Here is a 17,917-nt window from a genome sequence, read left to right on the forward strand (position 1 = left end):
CTACCTAATTATCAACAAGGCATAAGAGCTATGAGGCTTATTCTATCAGCGTTATAGGCGACTTGTCGCCCCGACAGGTCCCAGATATCATTCTGAAATGGATGAGGAAATTAGTTAATTTGGATGAAATACACTTAGGTAATATGGAATTGGTGATAATTGGTAATTTGTGCTCTTTTATTCGTTATGAGCTGTTAGTTATTAGCACCTACACATAACCAATGATAACTGACAACTGACTGCTGACTGCTGAACTCACTTTTGCAATCAAGCAACCTCAGAAGAATCGCAACGTTGGTGTTCCATCCGAAATATGTTAGCGTACAAACTAGCAACAATCTGTTTGCCTTCCTGCGTCAACTGCAAGTAACCGAGAGATTCACTGATGTGAGGATAAATGCCGCTCCAGTAAAACTTAGAGTAGCTTTGCAGCAAGTCGCCCGGATGTCGATAGCCCAAAACTTTAGTAGCACCGCTTTCTTCCAACTCGTAAAACAGCGCGCCAATTTTCTGCAAATATTGCGGGTTGCTGAGCTGACCTATCAAGTCAGCACCGCGCACTAAACTAGAATAATTACCTGCATCCTCGTCAGTGTTGCCGTCAAGCACCGAGAAACGAGTCTGTTCTATGTTCTGCTTAATTATCTCAGCATTAATTAGCTTGTGGTTGCCGAAGCGCTCGTCAATAAACAATTTGGCTCTGTCAACTCGGTAAGGAGCTAAGCTAGCGGCTGTTGCACCGGGAGCAAGTGCAATTCTCATGCCATCTTTTCCCGTAGCATATAATCCTTCTGATTCTTGGTCTTGCCGGCAAACTCCTTTGACATATCCGATGTCTTGGCACAGCAAAGAAATAATGAAGTGCAGCCAATCTTCGCAGGAAACTCCGCCCTTGCGAATGTGTTTTCCCCGCAAGATTTCTTGACCGACTAAGCTAATGCAAATGGCGTGTTCTACATTGTGATAAAGAGCATCGCTGTTGGCGATGTTTTCTAACGCCATTGCCCCCACCCAGGCAATAATGTCAGCATAGTCTGATTTGTAGCCTCCGTAAGTGCGGCTGTACCCGTTCTGAAGTTGTTCGATAAAAGCCTCGATCAGCAGTTCTGTAGAATTAAACATACCCTTTCCTTTTAGCTTAATATTTCCTTTTAAGAGCGGTGCATCTATTGGGGATTCGTCTACTTTTATGGATGAGATTTTAGCTCATACCAATTCACTATGAAGATACACTAAATGAGGCTGATGTCTTTTTGGTTGGAACTATATCCTTAGCGTTATATTAAATGCAGCTTCATAGTAAATTGGTATCACCACTCATGCACCCCGTGTGTGTTGTGCTCCGTGGGTGGCAAGTGGGTGGCAATCTCAAAACTCTTTGACGCAGCTACGCCCGGGGAGTCACGAAGCAATCTCGCGCCCTGACTCAAAACTCCCAAGCAACTCAGTCCATCACTGACACCCATCCCCGCCGTACTGCATAAAGCAGCCTCGTGACAATTTTTCGATCCTCTGAACTTTTTAAACTGTGAGAATTAATTGCGTATTGAATTTGCTGGAGCACAGTCCGATCGATCTTACCGGATTTCCAAATGTTCAAGTAAAGTTCGGAAATTTTATATTCAGGAATATAAGCTTTGGTTGTCATCTGCAGTCAACTCAATGTATATTTCTTATTGTCCGGCAATTTTAGATAACTTTATGTGATGTAGATCGGCTATAGACTGTGATGCGATCCCAGGCTGGAGTTAATGCACCTCTCCTAACAATGGTAATTTGAGCGAAAAAGCGCGATATTGCGATGTCATAAATTTTGCTGACGGCTGTGAAAATCATTATAGTTGCGCCCAAATTGTAGGATGTCACATACCATTCTCCCGTTGCGCTCGCCCCCTCCCAACTTGCAGCAAGGAAGAAAGTTTGAGCGCGGGTCGCGCAAATTTCTTGCCAAAGAAACACGCGTCGTGTACAATACAGAGTCTGGTATCCTCACTTACCCATAATTATTTTCATTCATCCCGTCCCCCCAGAGGGGAAGGGACTTTCAGTGCGGATACAGCCAAATCACTATATTCAGCAAAAAGCTAGAAATGCCGTAACTCATGCCCACTATTCAGCAACTCATCCGTTCAGCACGGGAACAAACGCAGAAAAAAACCAAATCGCCAGCTCTCAAGAGTTGCCCCCAGCGCCGCGGAGTTTGCACCAGAGTGTACACGACCACCCCGAAAAAACCCAACTCGGCGCTGCGGAAGGTGGCTCGGGTACGGCTGACCTCTGGTTTTGAAGTCACCGCCTACATCCCTGGGATCGGTCACAACTTGCAAGAACACTCGGTAGTAATGATCCGGGGCGGTCGGGTAAAAGATTTGCCCGGAGTTAGATACCACATCATTCGGGGTACATTAGACACCGCTGGGGTGAAAGACCGCAAGCAGGGTCGTTCCAAATACGGGGCCAAGCGTCCTAAAGAGAAAAAATAACACGGAACTCGCCCGATCGTCGGGGTAGGGAAGCAAAAATAAATCCGATCGCGCCGCTCAATTGCACGCTCGATCGTCATAAATCGATATGTGATCCCAAAACCCCAAACTCAATCATTCAAAATCAAAAATCCCAAATAGAACTATGTCTCGCCGCACAGTTATTCAAAAACGTCCAGTTCCACCAGATCCAACCTACAACAGCCGGTTGGTAAGCATGATGGTGAGACGGATCATGCAGCACGGCAAAAAATCCGTTGCCTCCAGCATCGTCTACGACGCCCTCAAAACCATCCAAGAACGCACAGGGGCTGAACCGTTAGACTTGTTTGAAAAAGCAGTCAAAAACGCCACACCCCTGGTCGAAGTCAAAGCCCGCCGGGTAGGTGGCGCCACCTACCAAGTGCCGATGGAAGTGCGTTCCGATCGCGGTACCACCCTCGCCCTCCGCTGGCTGATCAGATTTGCCCGCGCCCGCACCGGACGCTCGATGGCAGCCAAGCTAGCCAACGAACTGATGGATGCAGCTAACGAAACAGGGAGTGCTATTCGCAAGCGCGAAGAAACTCACCGTATGGCTGAAGCTAACAAGGCTTTTGCTCACTACCGCTACTAACTGCAACAACGGGCATGGAGAAGAGCGCGATCGTTCGATATAAAAGCATCGGGTGAGAAATTGGAAAGTGTAAGTTTTGAGTGTTGAGATTGCTTCTCTTGGCGCAGTTGCGATTGGTGAAGCAAACTCAAAACTCTCAAAATCAAAATTCATGCACTCAAAATTCATGCACTCTCTGAATCCTCCATGTCGCATCCTTAATATTTTTGTAAACAAATCTTGCAAAAAATATTAAAATGTAACAATAAGCTCCAGAGACTTTTGTAAGTCACTGGGGAGTGCAAACTAGGGTTACTGTGTAGTATAATAGTATTATAACAGCAACACAAGATTAAGGAGGTAGCTGTGGCACGTACCGTCCCGCTAGAAAAAACTCGCAACATCGGCATCGCAGCCCACATAGACGCGGGCAAAACAACAACAACTGAAAGAATTCTGTTCTATTCAGGCATGGTTCACAAGATGGGTGAAGTGCACGAGGGAACAGCAGTCACTGACTGGATGGAGCAAGAGCGGGAGCGGGGAATTACGATTACTGCCGCTGCTATCACCACCAGTTGGAAAGATTACAAAATCAACATCATCGACACTCCCGGACACGTAGACTTCACGATCGAAGTCGAACGCTCAATGCGAGTGCTCGACGGAGTGATCGCAGTGTTCTGCTCGGTAGGGGGAGTGCAGCCACAATCCGAAACAGTTTGGCGACAGGCCGATCGGTACCACGTACCCCGGATTGTGTTCGTCAATAAAATGGATCGGATGGGGGCAAACTTCTACAAAGTCTACGGCCAAATTCGCGATCGAATGAGAGCGAACGCCGTACCCATCCAAATCCCGATCGGCAGTGAAGAAAACTTCCGGGGAATTGTAGACTTAGTGCACATGAAAGCCTATATCTACAACAACGACATGGGAACCGACATCGAGGAAGTAGAAATCCCCGATGAAGTAAAGGATCTAGCCGTAGAATACCGCACCAAGCTGATCGAGTCCGTAGCAGAAACCAGCGACGCCCTCACGGAGAAATACCTCGAAGGCGAAGAGTTAACGGAAGACGAAATCCGCTTGGCCCTGCGTCAGGGCACTGTAGAAGGTACGATCGTCCCGATGTTGTGCGGTTCGGCATTCAAAAACAAAGGCGTTCAGTTGTTGTTGGATGCAGTCATCGACTATCTGCCCTCGCCCTTGGAAGTTCCTCCAATTCAAGGACTCCTGCCCAACGGCGACACAGCAGAGCGGTTTGCCGACGACAACGCGCCGCTGTCAGCCCTGGCCTTCAAAATCATGGCTGACCCCTACGGCCGCCTGACCTTTGTTCGCGTCTACTCCGGTATCCTCAAAAAAGGAACCTACGTCCTGAACTCCACCAAAGACAAAAAAGAGCGGGTTTCTCGCCTAATTGTACTCAAAGCGGACGATCGGATAGAAGTTGAGGAACTCCGAGCCGGAGACTTGGGAGCAGCCTTGGGTTTGAAAGACACCTTCACCGGCGACACCCTCTGCGAAGAAGGAGCGCCAGTGATTCTGGAATCTCTGTTTATTCCAGAGCCAGTCATCTCGGTGGCTGTCGAACCCAAAACCAAACAAGACATGGAGAAGCTCTCCAAAGCCCTCCAGTCACTCTCGGAAGAAGACCCCACCTTCCGAGTCAACGTTGACCCAGAGACCAACCAGACTGTCATCGCCGGTATGGGCGAACTGCACCTGGAAATCCTGGTTGACAGGATGCTGCGGGAATTCAAAGTAGAAGCGAACGTGGGTCAGCCACAAGTAGCCTACCGTGAAACCATTCGCAAATCCGTCCGCGCCGAAGGTAAATTTATCCGCCAAAGTGGCGGTAAAGGTCAGTACGGTCACGTCGTGATCGAACTAGAACCCACCGAAGTCGGAAGCGGCTTTGAATTTGTCTCCAAAATTGTTGGTGGCACTGTACCCAAAGAGTACATCGGCCCGGCAGAACAAGGGATGAAAGAAGCGTGCGAATCAGGTATTGTAGCAGGATATCCCGTGATTGACCTCAAAGCTACTATGGTAGACGGGTCTTTCCACGACGTAGACTCCTCAGAAATGGCATTTAAGATCGCCGGTTCAATGGCGATCAAAGAAGCCGTGATGAAGGCGTCGCCAGTGCTGCTAGAGCCTATGATGAAAGTAGAGGTTGAAGTTCCTGAAGATTACATCGGGAACGTCATCGGAGACCTCAACTCGCGTCGGGGTCAGATCGAAGGTCAAGAGACGGATCAGGGGATAGCCAAAGTTTCTGTAAAAGTTCCACTAGCAGAAATGTTTGGTTACGCCACCGACATCCGCTCGAAAACCCAAGGTCGAGGCATCTTCACAATGGAATTCAGCCATTACGAAGAAGTGCCGCGAAACGTGGCTGAAGCCATTATCGCTAAGAACAAAGGGAACTAATGATTTTGGATTTTAGATTTTGGATTTTGGATTGAATCCAAAGTCTAGAATCTAAAATCTCAAGTCTAAAATCGCTAAAAAAAACAAGGAACAGATCAAGAATGGCACGCGCAAAATTTGAACGGAATAAACCCCACGTAAACATCGGCACGATCGGTCACGTTGACCACGGCAAAACAACTTTGACCGCCGCGATTACGATGACTCTCTCTGCACTAGGTCAAGCAAAGGCTAAGAACTACGCCGACATCGACGCTGCGCCAGAAGAAAAAGCACGGGGTATTACGATTAATACTGCTCACGTGGAATACGAAACCACAGGTCGGCACTATGCTCACGTAGATTGCCCCGGACACGCTGACTATGTGAAAAACATGATCACCGGTGCAGCTCAAATGGACGGCGGCATCCTAGTAGTGTCAGCGGCAGACGGCCCTATGCCTCAAACTCGCGAACACATCCTGCTAGCTAAGCAAGTTGGCGTTCCCAGCTTGGTTGTCTTCTTGAACAAAGAAGACATGGTGGATGATGCTGAACTGTTGGAATTGGTAGAACTGGAAGTTCGCGAACTTTTGAGCTCTTACGATTTTCCGGGCGATGACATCCCCATCGTCACAGGTTCGGGATTGAAAGCTCTCGAAGCGATGCTTGCTAATCCCAAGACAGTCAAGGGCGAAAATGAGTGGGTTGACAAAATCTACAAGCTGATGGAAGAAGTAGATGCTTACATCCCCACCCCAGAACGCGAAGTTGACAAGCCTTTCTTGATGGCAGTTGAAGACGTATTCTCGATTACTGGTCGGGGTACTGTCGCCACTGGCCGGATCGAACGCGGAACCATCAAAGTCGGCGAAACAGTAGAATTGGTGGGTCTTAAGGACACTCGCAGCACTACAGTGACTGGTGTGGAAATGTTCACCAAGTCTCTGGAAGAAGGTTTGGCCGGCGACAACGTTGGTCTACTGCTGCGGGGGATTTTAAAGGCGGATATTGAACGCGGAATGGTGATTGCCAAGCCGAAAAGCATCCTGCCTCACACTCAGTTTGAATCTGAAGTGTACATCCTGAAGAAGGAAGAAGGCGGCCGGCACACGCCCTTTTTCTCTGGCTATCGCCCTCAGTTCTACGTCCGTACCACTGACGTGACCGGCACGATCGCACAATTCACGGCTGATGACGGTACTGAAGCAGAAATGGTGATGCCCGGTGACCGGATCAAAATGACCGTGGAGTTGATTCACCCGATCGCGATCGAACAAGGAATGCGCTTCGCTATCCGCGAAGGCGGCCGCACCGTCGGCGCCGGCGTTGTTTCCAAAATCCTCAAGTAGGACTCGCATAACAGCTTAAATAGCAGAAAAGCCACCAAATATTAATAGGCTTTTCTGCTATTTAGTGAGTAGTGAGTAGTTATAGGTTAGTGGCCAGTTGTTAGTAGTTATGGGTTAAATGTTCAATAACAAATAACAAATGACTGATGACTGATGACTGATGACTAATGACTAAAAATAAACTGAACCTCGAAAATTCAAGAAACAAAAATGGCAACAATTCAACAGCAAAAAATTCGCATTCGCCTCAAAGCTTTCGATCGCCGAATTCTAGACGCATCCTGCGAAAAAATTGTAGATACAGCAAATCGGACAGCAGCCACAGCGATCGGCCCGATTCCCCTACCGACAAAGCGGCGGATTTACTGCTTGCTGCGATCGCCCCACGTAGACAAAGATTCTCGCGAACACTTTGAAACCCGCACGCACCGTCGGATTATCGACATTCACCAGCCATCGGCAAAAACAATTGACGCTTTGATGAAACTGGATTTGCCAGCCGGCGTAGATATCGAAGTCAAGCTGTAGATTGAGGGCTTGGAAAATAACAAAAAAAGGAACAAGGGAAAAATACTTTGTTCCTTTTTTTCATTCCCGGATGCAAGGATAGTCAGAAACCAGTTTTAAAGTTGAGAATACGATCGAGGTGTTGTAAGCTGCCTTGCTGGTAATGCAATGGTTGATAAGATTCTTTTCTTTTTAGAGAAATTTGCTATGATGGTTTGAGCGATGGCTATTCGATATTTCTTCAATTACCAGCTATGAACATTCAGTTGGTTGACTCCTTAATTCAAGTCATTGAATCGCTGACACCTGAAGAGAGTTTGTTGTTCCAAGAAAAACTTTCAGCTAGGGCGATTCAGAGTACGCCTGGAGTCTGTGGAGGAAATGCCCGGATTCGCAACACCCGCATTCCTGTTTGGACACTCGTTTCGCTTCACCAACAGGGGGCTGATGAGGCTGAGTTACTTCGGAATTATCCAGTCTTGGACGATCGCGATCTAGAGAATGCTTGGCGTTATTACGATCGCCACCGCGAAGAAATCGATCGTATTATTATTTCTCATCAAACCGATGATTGAAAGGGTGAGGCTTTATTCCAATGAAAATTTCCCGATCGCAATGGTCGAGCATTTACGTAGTCTTGACAGTGATGTTTTAACTTCTTATGATGCCGGTCAAGCAAATCAAGGAATTCCTGATGACGAGGTTCTGCGCTTTGCGACTGCACAAAATCGGGCGGTAATTAGCTTCAATCGCGATGATTTTGTGGCGCTGCACCGTGGTGGCGATCGCCACGCAGGAATTATTGTTTGTAAAGACGATCGAGATTACCTGGGACAAGTTACTATTCTTCATGCCTATCTTCAGCAAGTTGATTCGTTGCTCGATCGCCTAATTCGGATCAAAAAGCAGAATCAGCGTGGGTTGAGTCATCCGGTTTTTGTGGTTCAAGAGTACGCGCGATAATTCACCCACACCAAGCAAAAACCTGGGTAACAACCAAGGATTTTTGAGGAAAACCCGGTTTCTGATCCTACGCATCAGCCGAAAGTCTCGATCGCCCGCGTCGCATTTCCCCCGATCGCCCCTCACCCCCGCCCGGAATTGCCTTTAATCAGTTAAAGTAAGAAAAATAAGCGCAAGTACCGTCACTTTTGAGCGACAATGGCATCCTCTTCCTCTGTAGCAGTTCGCGAACTCCCCTTATTTCCGTTGCCGGAAGTGGTTCTATTTCCAGGTAGACCGCTGCCACTGCAAATCTTCGAGTTTCGCTATCGAATCATGATGAATACGATTCTGGAGGGCGATCGGCGTTTCGGTGTACTCATGTGGGACCCCAACCAAAACAAAGTCTCTGCCGTTGGCTGTTGCGCCGAAGTGATTCACTGCCAGCGCCTGCCCGACGATCGCATGAAAATTATGACTCTCGGCCAGCAGCGGTTCCGAGTCCTGGACGCCGTTCGGGAAAAACCGTATTTAGTTGGTCTAGTAGAATGGATCGAAGACGAACCGCCACAACAAGACCTCAGACCTTTGGGAAAAGATGTCGAACAACTGCTGAGAGATGTAGTTCGCCTCTCCAGCAAATTGATGGATCAGCCGATCGACCTGCCCGAAGACATTCCCAGTTTGCCTACAGAATTGTCGTACTGGGTAGCCAGCTACCTTTACGGCGCAGCGACAGAACAGCAAACTCTTTTAGAATTGCAAGATACTGCTGCGAGATTGGAACGCGAAACCGAAATTTTGACTTCTACTCGCAATCACTTGGCAGCGAGGACTGTACTGAAAGATACACTCAAGTAGCCAATTGGTCTAGGAAAAAGTACGATCTATTTGACCTGCATTGCAGAAAGAATTACACACAAATCATTCGATTTTCGATTTTCGATTTTTGATTTTTGATTTACTGATGAACTAAGGGTTTGGATCGCGCGCTTACAGTTCCATTATTTTTGCGAACTGGTATCTGTTCAATTCTTAACTTCAAACAGGTTCGGATAGGTTCCTTATAGCAGTAAATGCTTGTGTTAGAAAATCACGGCCAACCGAAACCATACGATGCAGTTAGAGGCGGTCAACTGCCACCTCCTGTGGGCGGTGTAGTGCTTGGCGGACTAGCAGGAGTTAAACATCGGCTGTCTAGTTCTGTCAACGAACATCGAATTGCCGCCCTGAGAGAGGCACTCAATTACGGCGATGCTGGCTTAAAAATAGTCATCAAGATTTGTCAAAGCGAAACAGGGCCAGTGCAGCGGGCGGCCTGCGATTTGCTTCGACAAAGGCTTAATTTGATCGCCCGCGAAAAGTTACAGGCCTTTGTAGCTTCAAGTTCAGATGCAGAAGCTGAGGTAGACAGCACGGAAAAAATATTAAAGCACTCATCCGGTGCAGTCTCAGAAAAAAATTACGATCGGCAAATGTCCGAAGCACAGTTAATATTTGAGACAATTACGCAGCAAATGCAACCAAATTTGTTGCTATTAGAAGCGCTGGTAGCCTCTGTAGAACGGGAAGAATTTACCAGCGAACTGATGAATCTTTGGGAACTATTAATCTTAGAAATTCAGGAACCTCTCAAAGAACTGCGTCAGGCTGTTGCCAGTGCGATTTCCGCCCAACTGCGGATTCAGTGGCTGTACAATCAAGCTGAATCTCAAGCCAACCAGTGGCAGCAGCGAGCTTTGCTAGCTCTTCAGACACAGGATAAGAATTCAATCCGCCTCGCCGTAGTTCGCCAGCAGGTTCAAGTCGATCAGGCCGCAGAACTAAAAATTGACTTAGACTACCAAACTGTGCGAGTAGAAACTCTCAATCGCAACTTGCTGGCTTTGGAAAGTAAGATTGCTCAAGCCAATTCCAAGAAAGAGATCCTCAAGATGCAGCTTCATTTTGCTAAGGTACAGCAGCAAATAGACTTCACTTTCAGCCAAGTCAATAGTATATTTTTTAGTCCTTAGTTGTCGGACTCTCCGGTTATATATTGCGTGAACTCAAACTTGTCTGACGCAAAAATGTATTGTCCCACTGAAAATTGTTTTCTTATCTCGCTTAGCTCCTTCGAGATTAGCGCCACACAAAAATGCCCCGCTCAAATTAGCACCCCTCAAGTCAGCTCCTCTCAAATCTGCGCCCTCAAGGTTACTTTCACACAAAAAAGCGCCTCTCAAGTTGGCTGTTCTGAGACTCGCTCCCCGCAGTTTAGCCTCGCTTAGATTGGCTTTTTCGAGGTTTGTATTGTCCAAGCAAGCATCTATGAGGTTTGCTTCCATTAGATTGGCAGCGTACAATGAGGATCGGCTCAAATCAACACCGATCATTTTGGTGTCGCTCAAGTTTGCGTTTTTCAGTGTTGCCTCAATCAGGTCAGCTCCTGTTAATCTTGCGAAACTTAGATCTGCTCGGCTCAGGTTTGCCCCATTGAGTTTTGTCATCACAAGGCAAGCATTCTTGAGGTTAGTACCTATTAAGTTTGCCTGCCCTAGGTTGGCCAAAGCAAAATTTATTTCTTTGAGATTCGCGCAGGCTAGATTAATATGAATTAGGAAAGCTTCTCGCAAAGAAGCCTCTTTCAAGTTGGTTTCATGAAAATTTCTTTCTCCGGCTGCGTATCGCTTGAGAAGTTCATCAGCATTCATTTCGCCAGCCTCCTAAGTTTTACTTAAAAAGTATAGTACATAAAAATAAATTATACTACTGACAGTAAGCTGTAGCAACCAAAGATTTTTAAAGTTTCGGTGTGATTTTTTAATTCTTCCAGTGCTGATCGAACAAATGCTTGGCAGGCGTTAGCCTCAACGTCCATAAAGAAAATATATTCTCCGAGCGATCGTTTAGTAGGTCTAGATTCAATCCGGCTTAAATTAATACCACGACTGGCAAATACTTGCAAAGGTTTTACAAGTGCTCCTGGCATATTGGCAGGTACGCTAAAAGCTAGTGAGGTATGGGTGCAATTAGACGGTGAAGCATCGAGGATCAACTTAGAAGCAGATTGTGTAATGGATTTAATGGATGAGCGCTCCCCTGGTTCTACGTTGGCGATTTCTCTCCCACTCCTGCTGAGTACCCAAAATCGAGTGTAATTATCGGGATAATCATTAATGGGTTGAGCTAACACTGGCAAATTGTAAAGTTCAGCCGCTCTTGGCGAAGATATCGCTGCTACATTTCTATCTTCCAGATATTGCAATGCTTCCGTCGTAGAATTCGCCGGAATTAATTGAGCTGAGGGAATAAACTGCCCCAACCATACCTGACACTGAGCTAGCGCTTGCGGGTGAGAGTAAACTTTTTGAATCTCGTTAAAATTTTTGGCATTAGACACTAAGGCGTGGGAAATTGGCAAAACTAAGGCGTGTTGAATGCGGAGTTGATCGAGTCGCCAGAGTGTATCTAAGGTTACAGTCACGCTGCCTTCGATCGAATTTTCGACGGGCACAACTGAATAGTCAACCTGCCCTACGGCAGATGCCTCTAGCGCTTGGGAAATGGTGGAATAAGGACACAGGGTGCATTCCAAGTTAGTTTCCAGGCTCAACCAATTGACATAAGCTAGAGCCGCTGTTTCTGCATTTGTACCAACAGGGCCGAGATGTGCGATAGAAATTTTCATTTAGAGGCAATTTTAGGTTACAAATGTTTGCTTTACTCTCATCAGCTACGAAGTATGATGAAAAATTAGCGATGTCCCGAAAGCTTTTATCAGTGATTTCTCGGATGACATTGCTGGGTTCGCGACTTAGCGCGCGACTTATGTCACCTTAAAAAAGGTGATAGTTTATTAAGATATGCTTAGGAATCCTATATTTTGATATTTTCTCATGTATATCCGCTTTAATGCTTCCCAATCCGTTGAGATCGCCGTACCAGAGGAACGGGTTCCCATTCAACATTATCTACGCCAGCCCAGACGACTGGTGAACGCCCTGGTCGATCAAAGTCGCACACAACAGCTAAGCGATGACTGTTTCCGCCTGAAAATGCGACCGTTACAATTTATGATGCTGAGCATTCAACCCACAGTAGACATGAGGGTGTGGTCTGAGTCGGATGGCACAATCAATTTGGAGTCCGTGGCCTGCGAAATTCGTGGCGTGGGTTATATAAACGATCGCTTTGCTCTCAATCTCAAAGGAAAGCTTTGTGTACACCAAAGCAGCGGGGTAGCATACTTGAAAGGAAAAGCGGATTTGGAAGTGCAAGTAGAATTACCGCCGCCGTTTTGGCTGACGCCCAAACCCATTTTAGAAGCAACGGGGAACGCTTTGCTCAAGAGCGTACTGCTGAGCGTCAAACAGCGGTTGATGCACCAGTTGCTCTTAGATTACCGCCGCTGGGCAAACAGCGAAAGTGAGCTAATATCGATCGATCTCCCCCCAATCTTATCTTTAGAAGGGTGAAATCCTACTAGAGAAGCTGTTAATTAATGTATAGGGATATTTAGGCACAAATCAGGCAACTTACCAAAATATTAGTTATACGCTCGAATTGGGCATCGGTCGCTTTGTTGGAACTAGCCAGCAGGGAGAGATAGCTGCCGGTCAGTCAAGATCGATGTGAGTCAGCCCCCCATGTTCATCGTCTTCGATTATTCCCACGCCCCCAGGCCAAGGTGTTGACCTGTCTTTTGAAACTTCGTCCTTTTGGCGGAGTTCGCGCTGCGGTGGCTTGATTATTTTGCCCGGTTGATGCGCTGCGGCCACCCGAATCCTGATTTTTGGGCCGGAATTGCCCAAGCGAATTGTCATCCCGTCCACAACAGACACCTGAGCGATCGGTCTATCATCTACATAAGTGCCGTTAGCACCAAAATTAATAATTTCCCAGCCATTAGCGTGATTCCACAGTTCTACGTGGTGGCGGGAAACTACAGCGCTGTAAATAATTACATCATTGTCGTTTGATCGACCGATCCGAACCACCGGTTCTGATTCAAAACACCAACTTTGAACTGGGACAGACTGGATAGGATGTAAAAGAGTTAAGGTAATCACTGATGTTTTGACACTCCACCGCCAGACTGAAACGGGGATACTTCCAGAGAGATTTTTTGGGAGAAAACTGCAAAAAATTTGCTTTTTAAAGGCGTCGTCAGTGCGCCCCTATTCCCTCTATCTGCCGTAAAAGTTGAACTTTTGGCTGCTTGAGGCATTTGAAGCAACTTTTGAGGGTGAGCTTTTGGCGCAGGCGCAAATTTTTGCGGTCCTCGGTAACAAGCAAACACGATGTGATTAGTCGGGTGAACTTCCCAGTGATGGACGGCGGTTTTAACCGCTTGATTAATGTGGTTTGTGAGGGAGCGATTCTGCCGATGGGTGAGCCGCTCAATTCGATCGGCTAAATAATCCTTTTCCCGCTGATGAACCAGAGAATTTAAATCAGACCCGTGCTGGTTGCACCGCTGATTCGTGTTCTCGATCGGGCCACGGTCACTGCTCAACGACTTTCTGTTTATAAAGAAAGAAGTTAACCAATTATTAATCCTGGGGTTTCTAGATAAAATACTTGTTGATTGTATCAAACAGCATAGGTCTTTTTGAATTGCTAACATTTTCCTTATTGATGCGATACCTTTAAAATACAATGCTTTGAGCAGCACTGGAATTTTAAGCGACAACGCATCAATCTCTCATAGCGAAAATACCGATCGACCTTCCTCGCGCGCGCGGCCCCAAAATGCGATCGGCAATTAGTCCCCCGACGAGCGGGAAGGCCAAACTTCAGCTTAAATCTGAGTCAGGCGGCTCCGGTTTCGGCTCTGGCTGGACAGATTCTTGCCTTTGCCGTTTCAACTCTGCAACTTTTTCTTGAGCTACATCCCTGACTTCGAGAGCTTTATCTTGGAATTTTTCCGCCAGACTTTGAGCGCCCCGCTTCACACCGGCCACATTTTTGAGAGTTCTGTCGAAATCTTCGTGTAAAAACTCTGCTACCAGACCGACTTTTTTGTGCAGTCCCTCCGCGTACTGCACTGGTTCCGATACAGCAGCTTCAGAGACGATCGCCCGCTTGCTGCCAATGGTCGAAATAGCTGCCACAGGTAACAAGTAAATGTCGTCTAAAACACCGCGCCAGCCGCTCGATTTAAATAGGTAGTGGGTGACTGAACCCGTCCGGGCATCAAATAGGTAGTCAACCACTGTACCTGCCTGATTTCCAGCGTCCGTGAGCACCTCAAGCCCGATCGGACAAACAGCTTGTTCCGGCTGATGCAATTCCGGCAGTTCCGGGTTAATGGTGACAAAAACATTTTCCCCCACCGTATCAACTTGTGCCCAAGCGAACCAAGTTTTTTTGCTGCCCAAAAGTCCCGACTTGCAAGTAAAGCCGATCGCCCGCTGGGAGTGAGCATCGAGCCAAACCCGATCTACCCTGCCGACCTCTTCCGCCGTTCTGCGGTCGATGGTGCGGCGGCCCTGCAGTTCGCTGCGCCTAACAATCTGTGGTGATGTACTCATAAATAAACTCCTGAGTGCCGCCTTTGAAAAATGTCGATCGTCCAAAGAAGCCGATTTAATATTCTTCTTCCGAATAATGGCGATTATTATCTGCCTGGGTTAACTCCTCCTCTTCCCTGGAATTGCCAACTTCTTTGTGTTCGGAAACAGGAATCGTGCTAATGTGCACGCCGCCCGAGGGAGCGTGAATTTCCTTAGCCTCCCTAGGCTTGACGCTAATTTGTCCTAACTGGACTGAGGACTGATTCGGGCCTACGTTGATTTGAATTTTCGGCCCAGAGCGAGCCAAGTGAACGATCAGACCGTCCACAATGGGAACCTTAGCGATCGGCTTACCATCGAGGTAAGTGCCGTTGGTACCTAAATTGATCAGTTCCCAAGTTATGCCGCTGCGCCGCAATTCGATGTGGCGACGAGAAACCACAGCGCTAAAAAGAACGACGTGGTTTTCGGTCGAACGCCCGATCCGGACGACCTGCTCGTCTTCAAAGATCCAACTGCGGACGGGTATAGACTGGAGTGGATGTAGCAAGGTCAGCTTAATCACATTGGCTGCATTGAGTTTTGGTAGAGCGCCTCAAGATGCGATTTTAGATTTTAGACTTTCGATCGCCCAATCCAAACTCGCTCTAAGAGATTTGAAATAAAAACGTAACCAGGTCTCCTTTGCCCAGAGAGATGCGGTCTCCCGGTCGCAACCGGTGGCGGTTTCCCTTGGGTAGCGGAGTATTGTTGACGTAAGTGCCGTTGGAACTGCCTACATCTTCTAGGTAGCAAGCATCTCCCTCCACCCGGAGATTTGCGTGTACCCGAGAAACTATCTCAGAATTAGCAAATCCCGAAACATCAATATCCGGTGGCACTAAATCATTTGGCTTGCCTATGTGAACCACAGCCAGACTGTGAGGCAATTCCATCGGGGTATTTGTCTGAACGTGTAGCAGGCGCGCCGACTGCTGTTGCAGTTGAGTTTTAGCTACACCTGCTGGCTGTAAGCCCGGAACCGGAGGAGAGATAGTTACTGGTGTTGCCACCGATTCAGTTGTAACAGGAACCGAGGGCAAAGGCGGGGGATCTGGAATCGTCGGAATGCTGGCAGGAGTTTTTTCCAAGTTAAGCCCCTTATTCAGGGTAACTAGAGGTTCCATTTGCATCAGGGGATCGGGTGGCACTAAATCCGGCGCCGGTGATGATACCACTGTCGGGCCTACAGGCGAGGGGGACGGTACTGTCACCTCAACTTCTGGAACTATGGAACCCGGACGCAAATTAAAGCCACACTGACCGCAAAATGCTGCATCTGTCTGAACTGCTGCACCGCAGTTCGAGCAACTTGCGGTAACAGGTAAAGGCGTGTAGCAAGCCTCACACTGGCTGGCCCCGTCGGGGTTCTGGTGATTGCAATTGGGACAGACAATCATCGATTTCTCCTTGCTATCGGCCAGATTTTTAAATCAGCCTCATCAAAAGTCGTTGGGTCTGAAACCCCGTCCTTACAGGACGGCTTTACATTGAATTGAATCCCCTTGCGGGGTAGGGGTATGGTTGCCCCCCCGTGAGGATATGGTTGTCCTCAATCTCCCATTTCTGGGGTAAAGTTAGCTTCGCCAATGTTTAGGGAGCTTGTTAGGCTAGCAGGACTGTTCCAGTGACCTTAGAACTGTTTAACCACTAGCGACAGAGCAAGGGACTAGCTTCGTATCCCAGGGTGTCGTGACTCACAAAACGTAGTCAGTTAAGACTTAGGCTGGTCAGAATGGCTTGTTAGATTTCTCTTCCAAGCCTCATGCCTTTAGGCTGAGGTTCCTGACAAAAATACTCGTGTATATGGTCAAATTTTAACTTTAACCGCCACAATTCTTATATTGCTTCTAATACTAGCAACTGAGCTGACGCCGTGACGTTAGCTGTGATGGGCAAGATTGAGTTAGTGATAATGCTGACTGTGTTGGCACGCTTGCCGCTCTGTCGGCTATTTTACTGCTTCGCCAGCCGCCGCATCGAGCAGCCACCAAAGTTCGCCTTCTGGTTCAACGAGTCTGGCTGGATAGGTCATTTCGTCGGCTGCGGGGGCAAAAATTTGAGCTAGGGCGGGTTGTTTGCTGGCTCCTGCGACCATGAATATGACGCACCGGGCCCGGTTGATTAAGGGGACTGTAAAGGTAATGCGGGGTTGACCGTCTTTGTTACCGACAGTTACTAGGGCATCGCGGACTTCCAAGGCTGCTGTGCCGGGAAATAGAGAGGCTGTGTGGGCGTCGTCTCCTATACCCAATAAAATGATGTCGAAGGCAGGAAACTCGCCCTCTGATACTTTGAAGAACTGCTGCAATTCGGTTTGGTGCGCGGCAGCGTCGGCTGCGGGGTCGCCGGCGCTTGTGGGCATGGGGTGAATGTTGCTGGCGGGGATATTCACTCGATCGAGCCATGCGAGCCGCGCCATTTTTTGATTGCTGTCTGGGTGTTCTGGGGGAACATAGCGTTCGTCGCCCCAGAAAACGTGAATTTTGTCCCAAGCCAGGTCTTGGGCTGCGATCGCTCTGTAGAGGGGTTCCGGTGTGCTTCCGCCCGCTGCGGCGATCGTACAAAGTCCGCGTTCTGCTATGGCTTCTGAGATTTTCGACAGCACAATCTCCAGCGATCGATCTATCAGTTGTTCCCGATTTGCTAATACTTCAACTACTTTTTTCATTAATTTCCTCTCAACTTTTCTTGGGCTTTGTTCTCAGCAATTGCCAATTTTACATTGACATTTTGGTTTGAGGTCGATCGGCTGACAGACCCGGCAGGTCTGGCACAGCATCCCATAAAATTTTATCATCTTATGCCCCTTGATTTAAGGAAAGCAAGACATATTTCTACCAGTGCTTTATGGATTTTCACCGGTTGCATTCAGCTTTCGCAACTTTCAATCAAAAGTTCGATCGTACTCGGAGCATCTGGGCAGAAAGTAAAAAGCGTTTTTTGGGACTCCGAGCCGTCCCGCACAGCAAAGTCTATAAATTTGACACTCCCTGCGCTGAAGCAGCAGGGATTCTAAAGAAACTACCAAAAGGTAATTCTTGAAGGCGCTGTCAAAACACCCCTACAAACTCCGTCAAGGTC

Annotated in this window: 20 protein-coding genes; 10 read left to right on the top strand and 10 right to left on the bottom strand. The window is 47.7% G+C overall.

Going from position 1 to position 17,917, the window contains the following annotated elements:
- Positions 1 to 267: 267 nt before the first annotated feature.
- Entirely contained in the window at positions 268 to 1,122 is an 855-nt protein-coding gene (locus Q5691_RS25480) for an Npun_R2479 family HD domain-containing metalloprotein (protein ID WP_333059034.1), read from the bottom strand.
- A gap of 322 nt (positions 1,123 to 1,444) precedes the next feature.
- Positions 1,445 to 1,648 carry a hypothetical protein gene (locus Q5691_RS25485; protein ID WP_333215945.1) on the bottom strand — a complete coding sequence of 68 codons (204 nt, stop codon included), beginning with the start codon at positions 1,646 to 1,648 and terminating at the stop codon, positions 1,445 to 1,447.
- A 454-nt stretch (positions 1,649 to 2,102) separates the two neighbouring features.
- On the opposite strand from Q5691_RS25485, the gene rpsL reads away from it, so the two are divergent.
- The 9 genes from rpsL (at position 2,103) to Q5691_RS25530 (ending at position 10,312) form a co-directional block, all read left to right on the top strand.
- On the top strand, positions 2,103 to 2,483 hold the full coding sequence (gene rpsL, locus Q5691_RS25490; RefSeq protein ID WP_006632197.1) for a 30S ribosomal protein S12: 381 nt from the start codon (positions 2,103 to 2,105) through the stop codon (positions 2,481 to 2,483).
- A 145-nt stretch (positions 2,484 to 2,628) separates the two neighbouring features.
- Positions 2,629 to 3,099: a 30S ribosomal protein S7 gene (rpsG, locus tag Q5691_RS25495; protein ID WP_006632196.1), complete on the top strand. Its 471-nt coding sequence runs from the start codon at positions 2,629 to 2,631 to the stop codon at positions 3,097 to 3,099.
- 345 nt (positions 3,100 to 3,444) lie between these two features.
- Complete coding sequence (gene fusA / locus Q5691_RS25500; protein ID WP_333215943.1) at positions 3,445 to 5,517, top strand: elongation factor G; 2,073 nt, start codon at positions 3,445 to 3,447, stop codon at positions 5,515 to 5,517.
- 101 nt (positions 5,518 to 5,618) lie between these two features.
- On the top strand, positions 5,619 to 6,848 hold the full coding sequence (tuf, locus tag Q5691_RS25505) for an elongation factor Tu (protein WP_242724596.1): 1,230 nt from the start codon (positions 5,619 to 5,621) through the stop codon (positions 6,846 to 6,848).
- Between the two features lie 210 nt (positions 6,849 to 7,058).
- Positions 7,059 to 7,376, top strand: coding sequence for a 30S ribosomal protein S10 (rpsJ, locus tag Q5691_RS25510; protein WP_006632193.1), 318 nt, complete (start codon positions 7,059 to 7,061; stop codon positions 7,374 to 7,376).
- A gap of 233 nt (positions 7,377 to 7,609) precedes the next feature.
- Entirely contained in the window at positions 7,610 to 7,930 is a 321-nt protein-coding gene (locus Q5691_RS25515) for a DUF433 domain-containing protein (RefSeq protein WP_333215941.1), read from the top strand.
- Positions 7,857 to 8,318, top strand: coding sequence for a DUF5615 family PIN-like protein (locus tag Q5691_RS25520; protein WP_333215939.1), 462 nt, complete (start codon positions 7,857 to 7,859; stop codon positions 8,316 to 8,318). The genes Q5691_RS25515 and Q5691_RS25520 overlap by 74 nt, the downstream gene beginning before the upstream one ends.
- Positions 8,319 to 8,516: 198 nt before the next feature.
- A complete protein-coding gene (locus tag Q5691_RS25525) occupies positions 8,517 to 9,158 on the top strand; it encodes an LON peptidase substrate-binding domain-containing protein (protein WP_332977659.1) in 642 nt (213 codons plus the stop codon).
- A gap of 215 nt (positions 9,159 to 9,373) precedes the next feature.
- Entirely contained in the window at positions 9,374 to 10,312 is a 939-nt protein-coding gene (locus Q5691_RS25530) for a PspA/IM30 family protein (protein WP_333215937.1), read from the top strand.
- Between the two features lie 33 nt (positions 10,313 to 10,345).
- On the opposite strand, the gene Q5691_RS25535 is transcribed toward Q5691_RS25530, so the two are convergent.
- Both Q5691_RS25535 and pheA read right to left on the bottom strand, forming a co-directional pair.
- Positions 10,346 to 10,990 carry a pentapeptide repeat-containing protein gene (locus Q5691_RS25535; RefSeq protein WP_333215935.1) on the bottom strand — a complete coding sequence of 215 codons (645 nt, stop codon included), beginning with the start codon at positions 10,988 to 10,990 and terminating at the stop codon, positions 10,346 to 10,348.
- A gap of 50 nt (positions 10,991 to 11,040) precedes the next feature.
- Positions 11,041 to 11,967: a prephenate dehydratase gene (gene pheA, locus Q5691_RS25540; RefSeq protein ID WP_333215933.1), complete on the bottom strand. Its 927-nt coding sequence runs from the start codon at positions 11,965 to 11,967 to the stop codon at positions 11,041 to 11,043.
- Positions 11,968 to 12,175: 208 nt separating this feature from the next.
- Between pheA and Q5691_RS25545 the strand changes: the two genes are divergently transcribed.
- A complete protein-coding gene (locus tag Q5691_RS25545) occupies positions 12,176 to 12,754 on the top strand; it encodes a DUF1997 domain-containing protein (RefSeq protein ID WP_333215931.1) in 579 nt (192 codons plus the stop codon).
- Between the two features lie 141 nt (positions 12,755 to 12,895).
- On the opposite strand, the gene Q5691_RS25550 is transcribed toward Q5691_RS25545, so the two are convergent.
- The 6 genes from Q5691_RS25550 to pgl all read right to left on the bottom strand — a co-directional run bounded on the left by Q5691_RS25550 (position 12,896) and on the right by pgl (position 17,504).
- Positions 12,896 to 13,348, bottom strand: coding sequence for an FHA domain-containing protein (locus Q5691_RS25550; protein ID WP_333215929.1), 453 nt, complete (start codon positions 13,346 to 13,348; stop codon positions 12,896 to 12,898).
- Complete coding sequence (locus Q5691_RS25555) at positions 13,345 to 13,794, bottom strand: hypothetical protein (RefSeq protein ID WP_333215927.1); 450 nt, start codon at positions 13,792 to 13,794, stop codon at positions 13,345 to 13,347. The genes Q5691_RS25550 and Q5691_RS25555 overlap by 4 nt, the downstream gene beginning before the upstream one ends.
- Positions 13,795 to 14,074: 280 nt before the next feature.
- Positions 14,075 to 14,812 (bottom strand): PRC-barrel domain-containing protein, encoded by a 738-nt coding sequence (locus tag Q5691_RS25560; RefSeq protein WP_333215925.1) that lies wholly within the window; start codon positions 14,810 to 14,812, stop codon positions 14,075 to 14,077.
- Positions 14,813 to 14,867: 55 nt separating this feature from the next.
- Entirely contained in the window at positions 14,868 to 15,359 is a 492-nt protein-coding gene (locus Q5691_RS25565; protein WP_333215923.1) for an FHA domain-containing protein, read from the bottom strand.
- Positions 15,360 to 15,441: 82 nt separating this feature from the next.
- Positions 15,442 to 16,233, bottom strand: a complete 792-nt coding sequence (locus Q5691_RS25570; protein WP_333215921.1) for an FHA domain-containing protein — start codon at positions 16,231 to 16,233, stop codon at positions 15,442 to 15,444.
- 551 nt (positions 16,234 to 16,784) lie between these two features.
- Positions 16,785 to 17,504 (bottom strand): 6-phosphogluconolactonase, encoded by a 720-nt coding sequence (pgl, locus tag Q5691_RS25575; RefSeq protein WP_333347856.1) that lies wholly within the window; start codon positions 17,502 to 17,504, stop codon positions 16,785 to 16,787.
- Between the last annotated feature and the right edge of the window lie 413 nt (positions 17,505 to 17,917).

Source organism: Microcoleus sp. w1-18aA5 (genome assembly GCF_036701705.1).
GTDB lineage: Bacteria > Cyanobacteriota > Cyanobacteriia > Cyanobacteriales > Microcoleaceae > Microcoleus.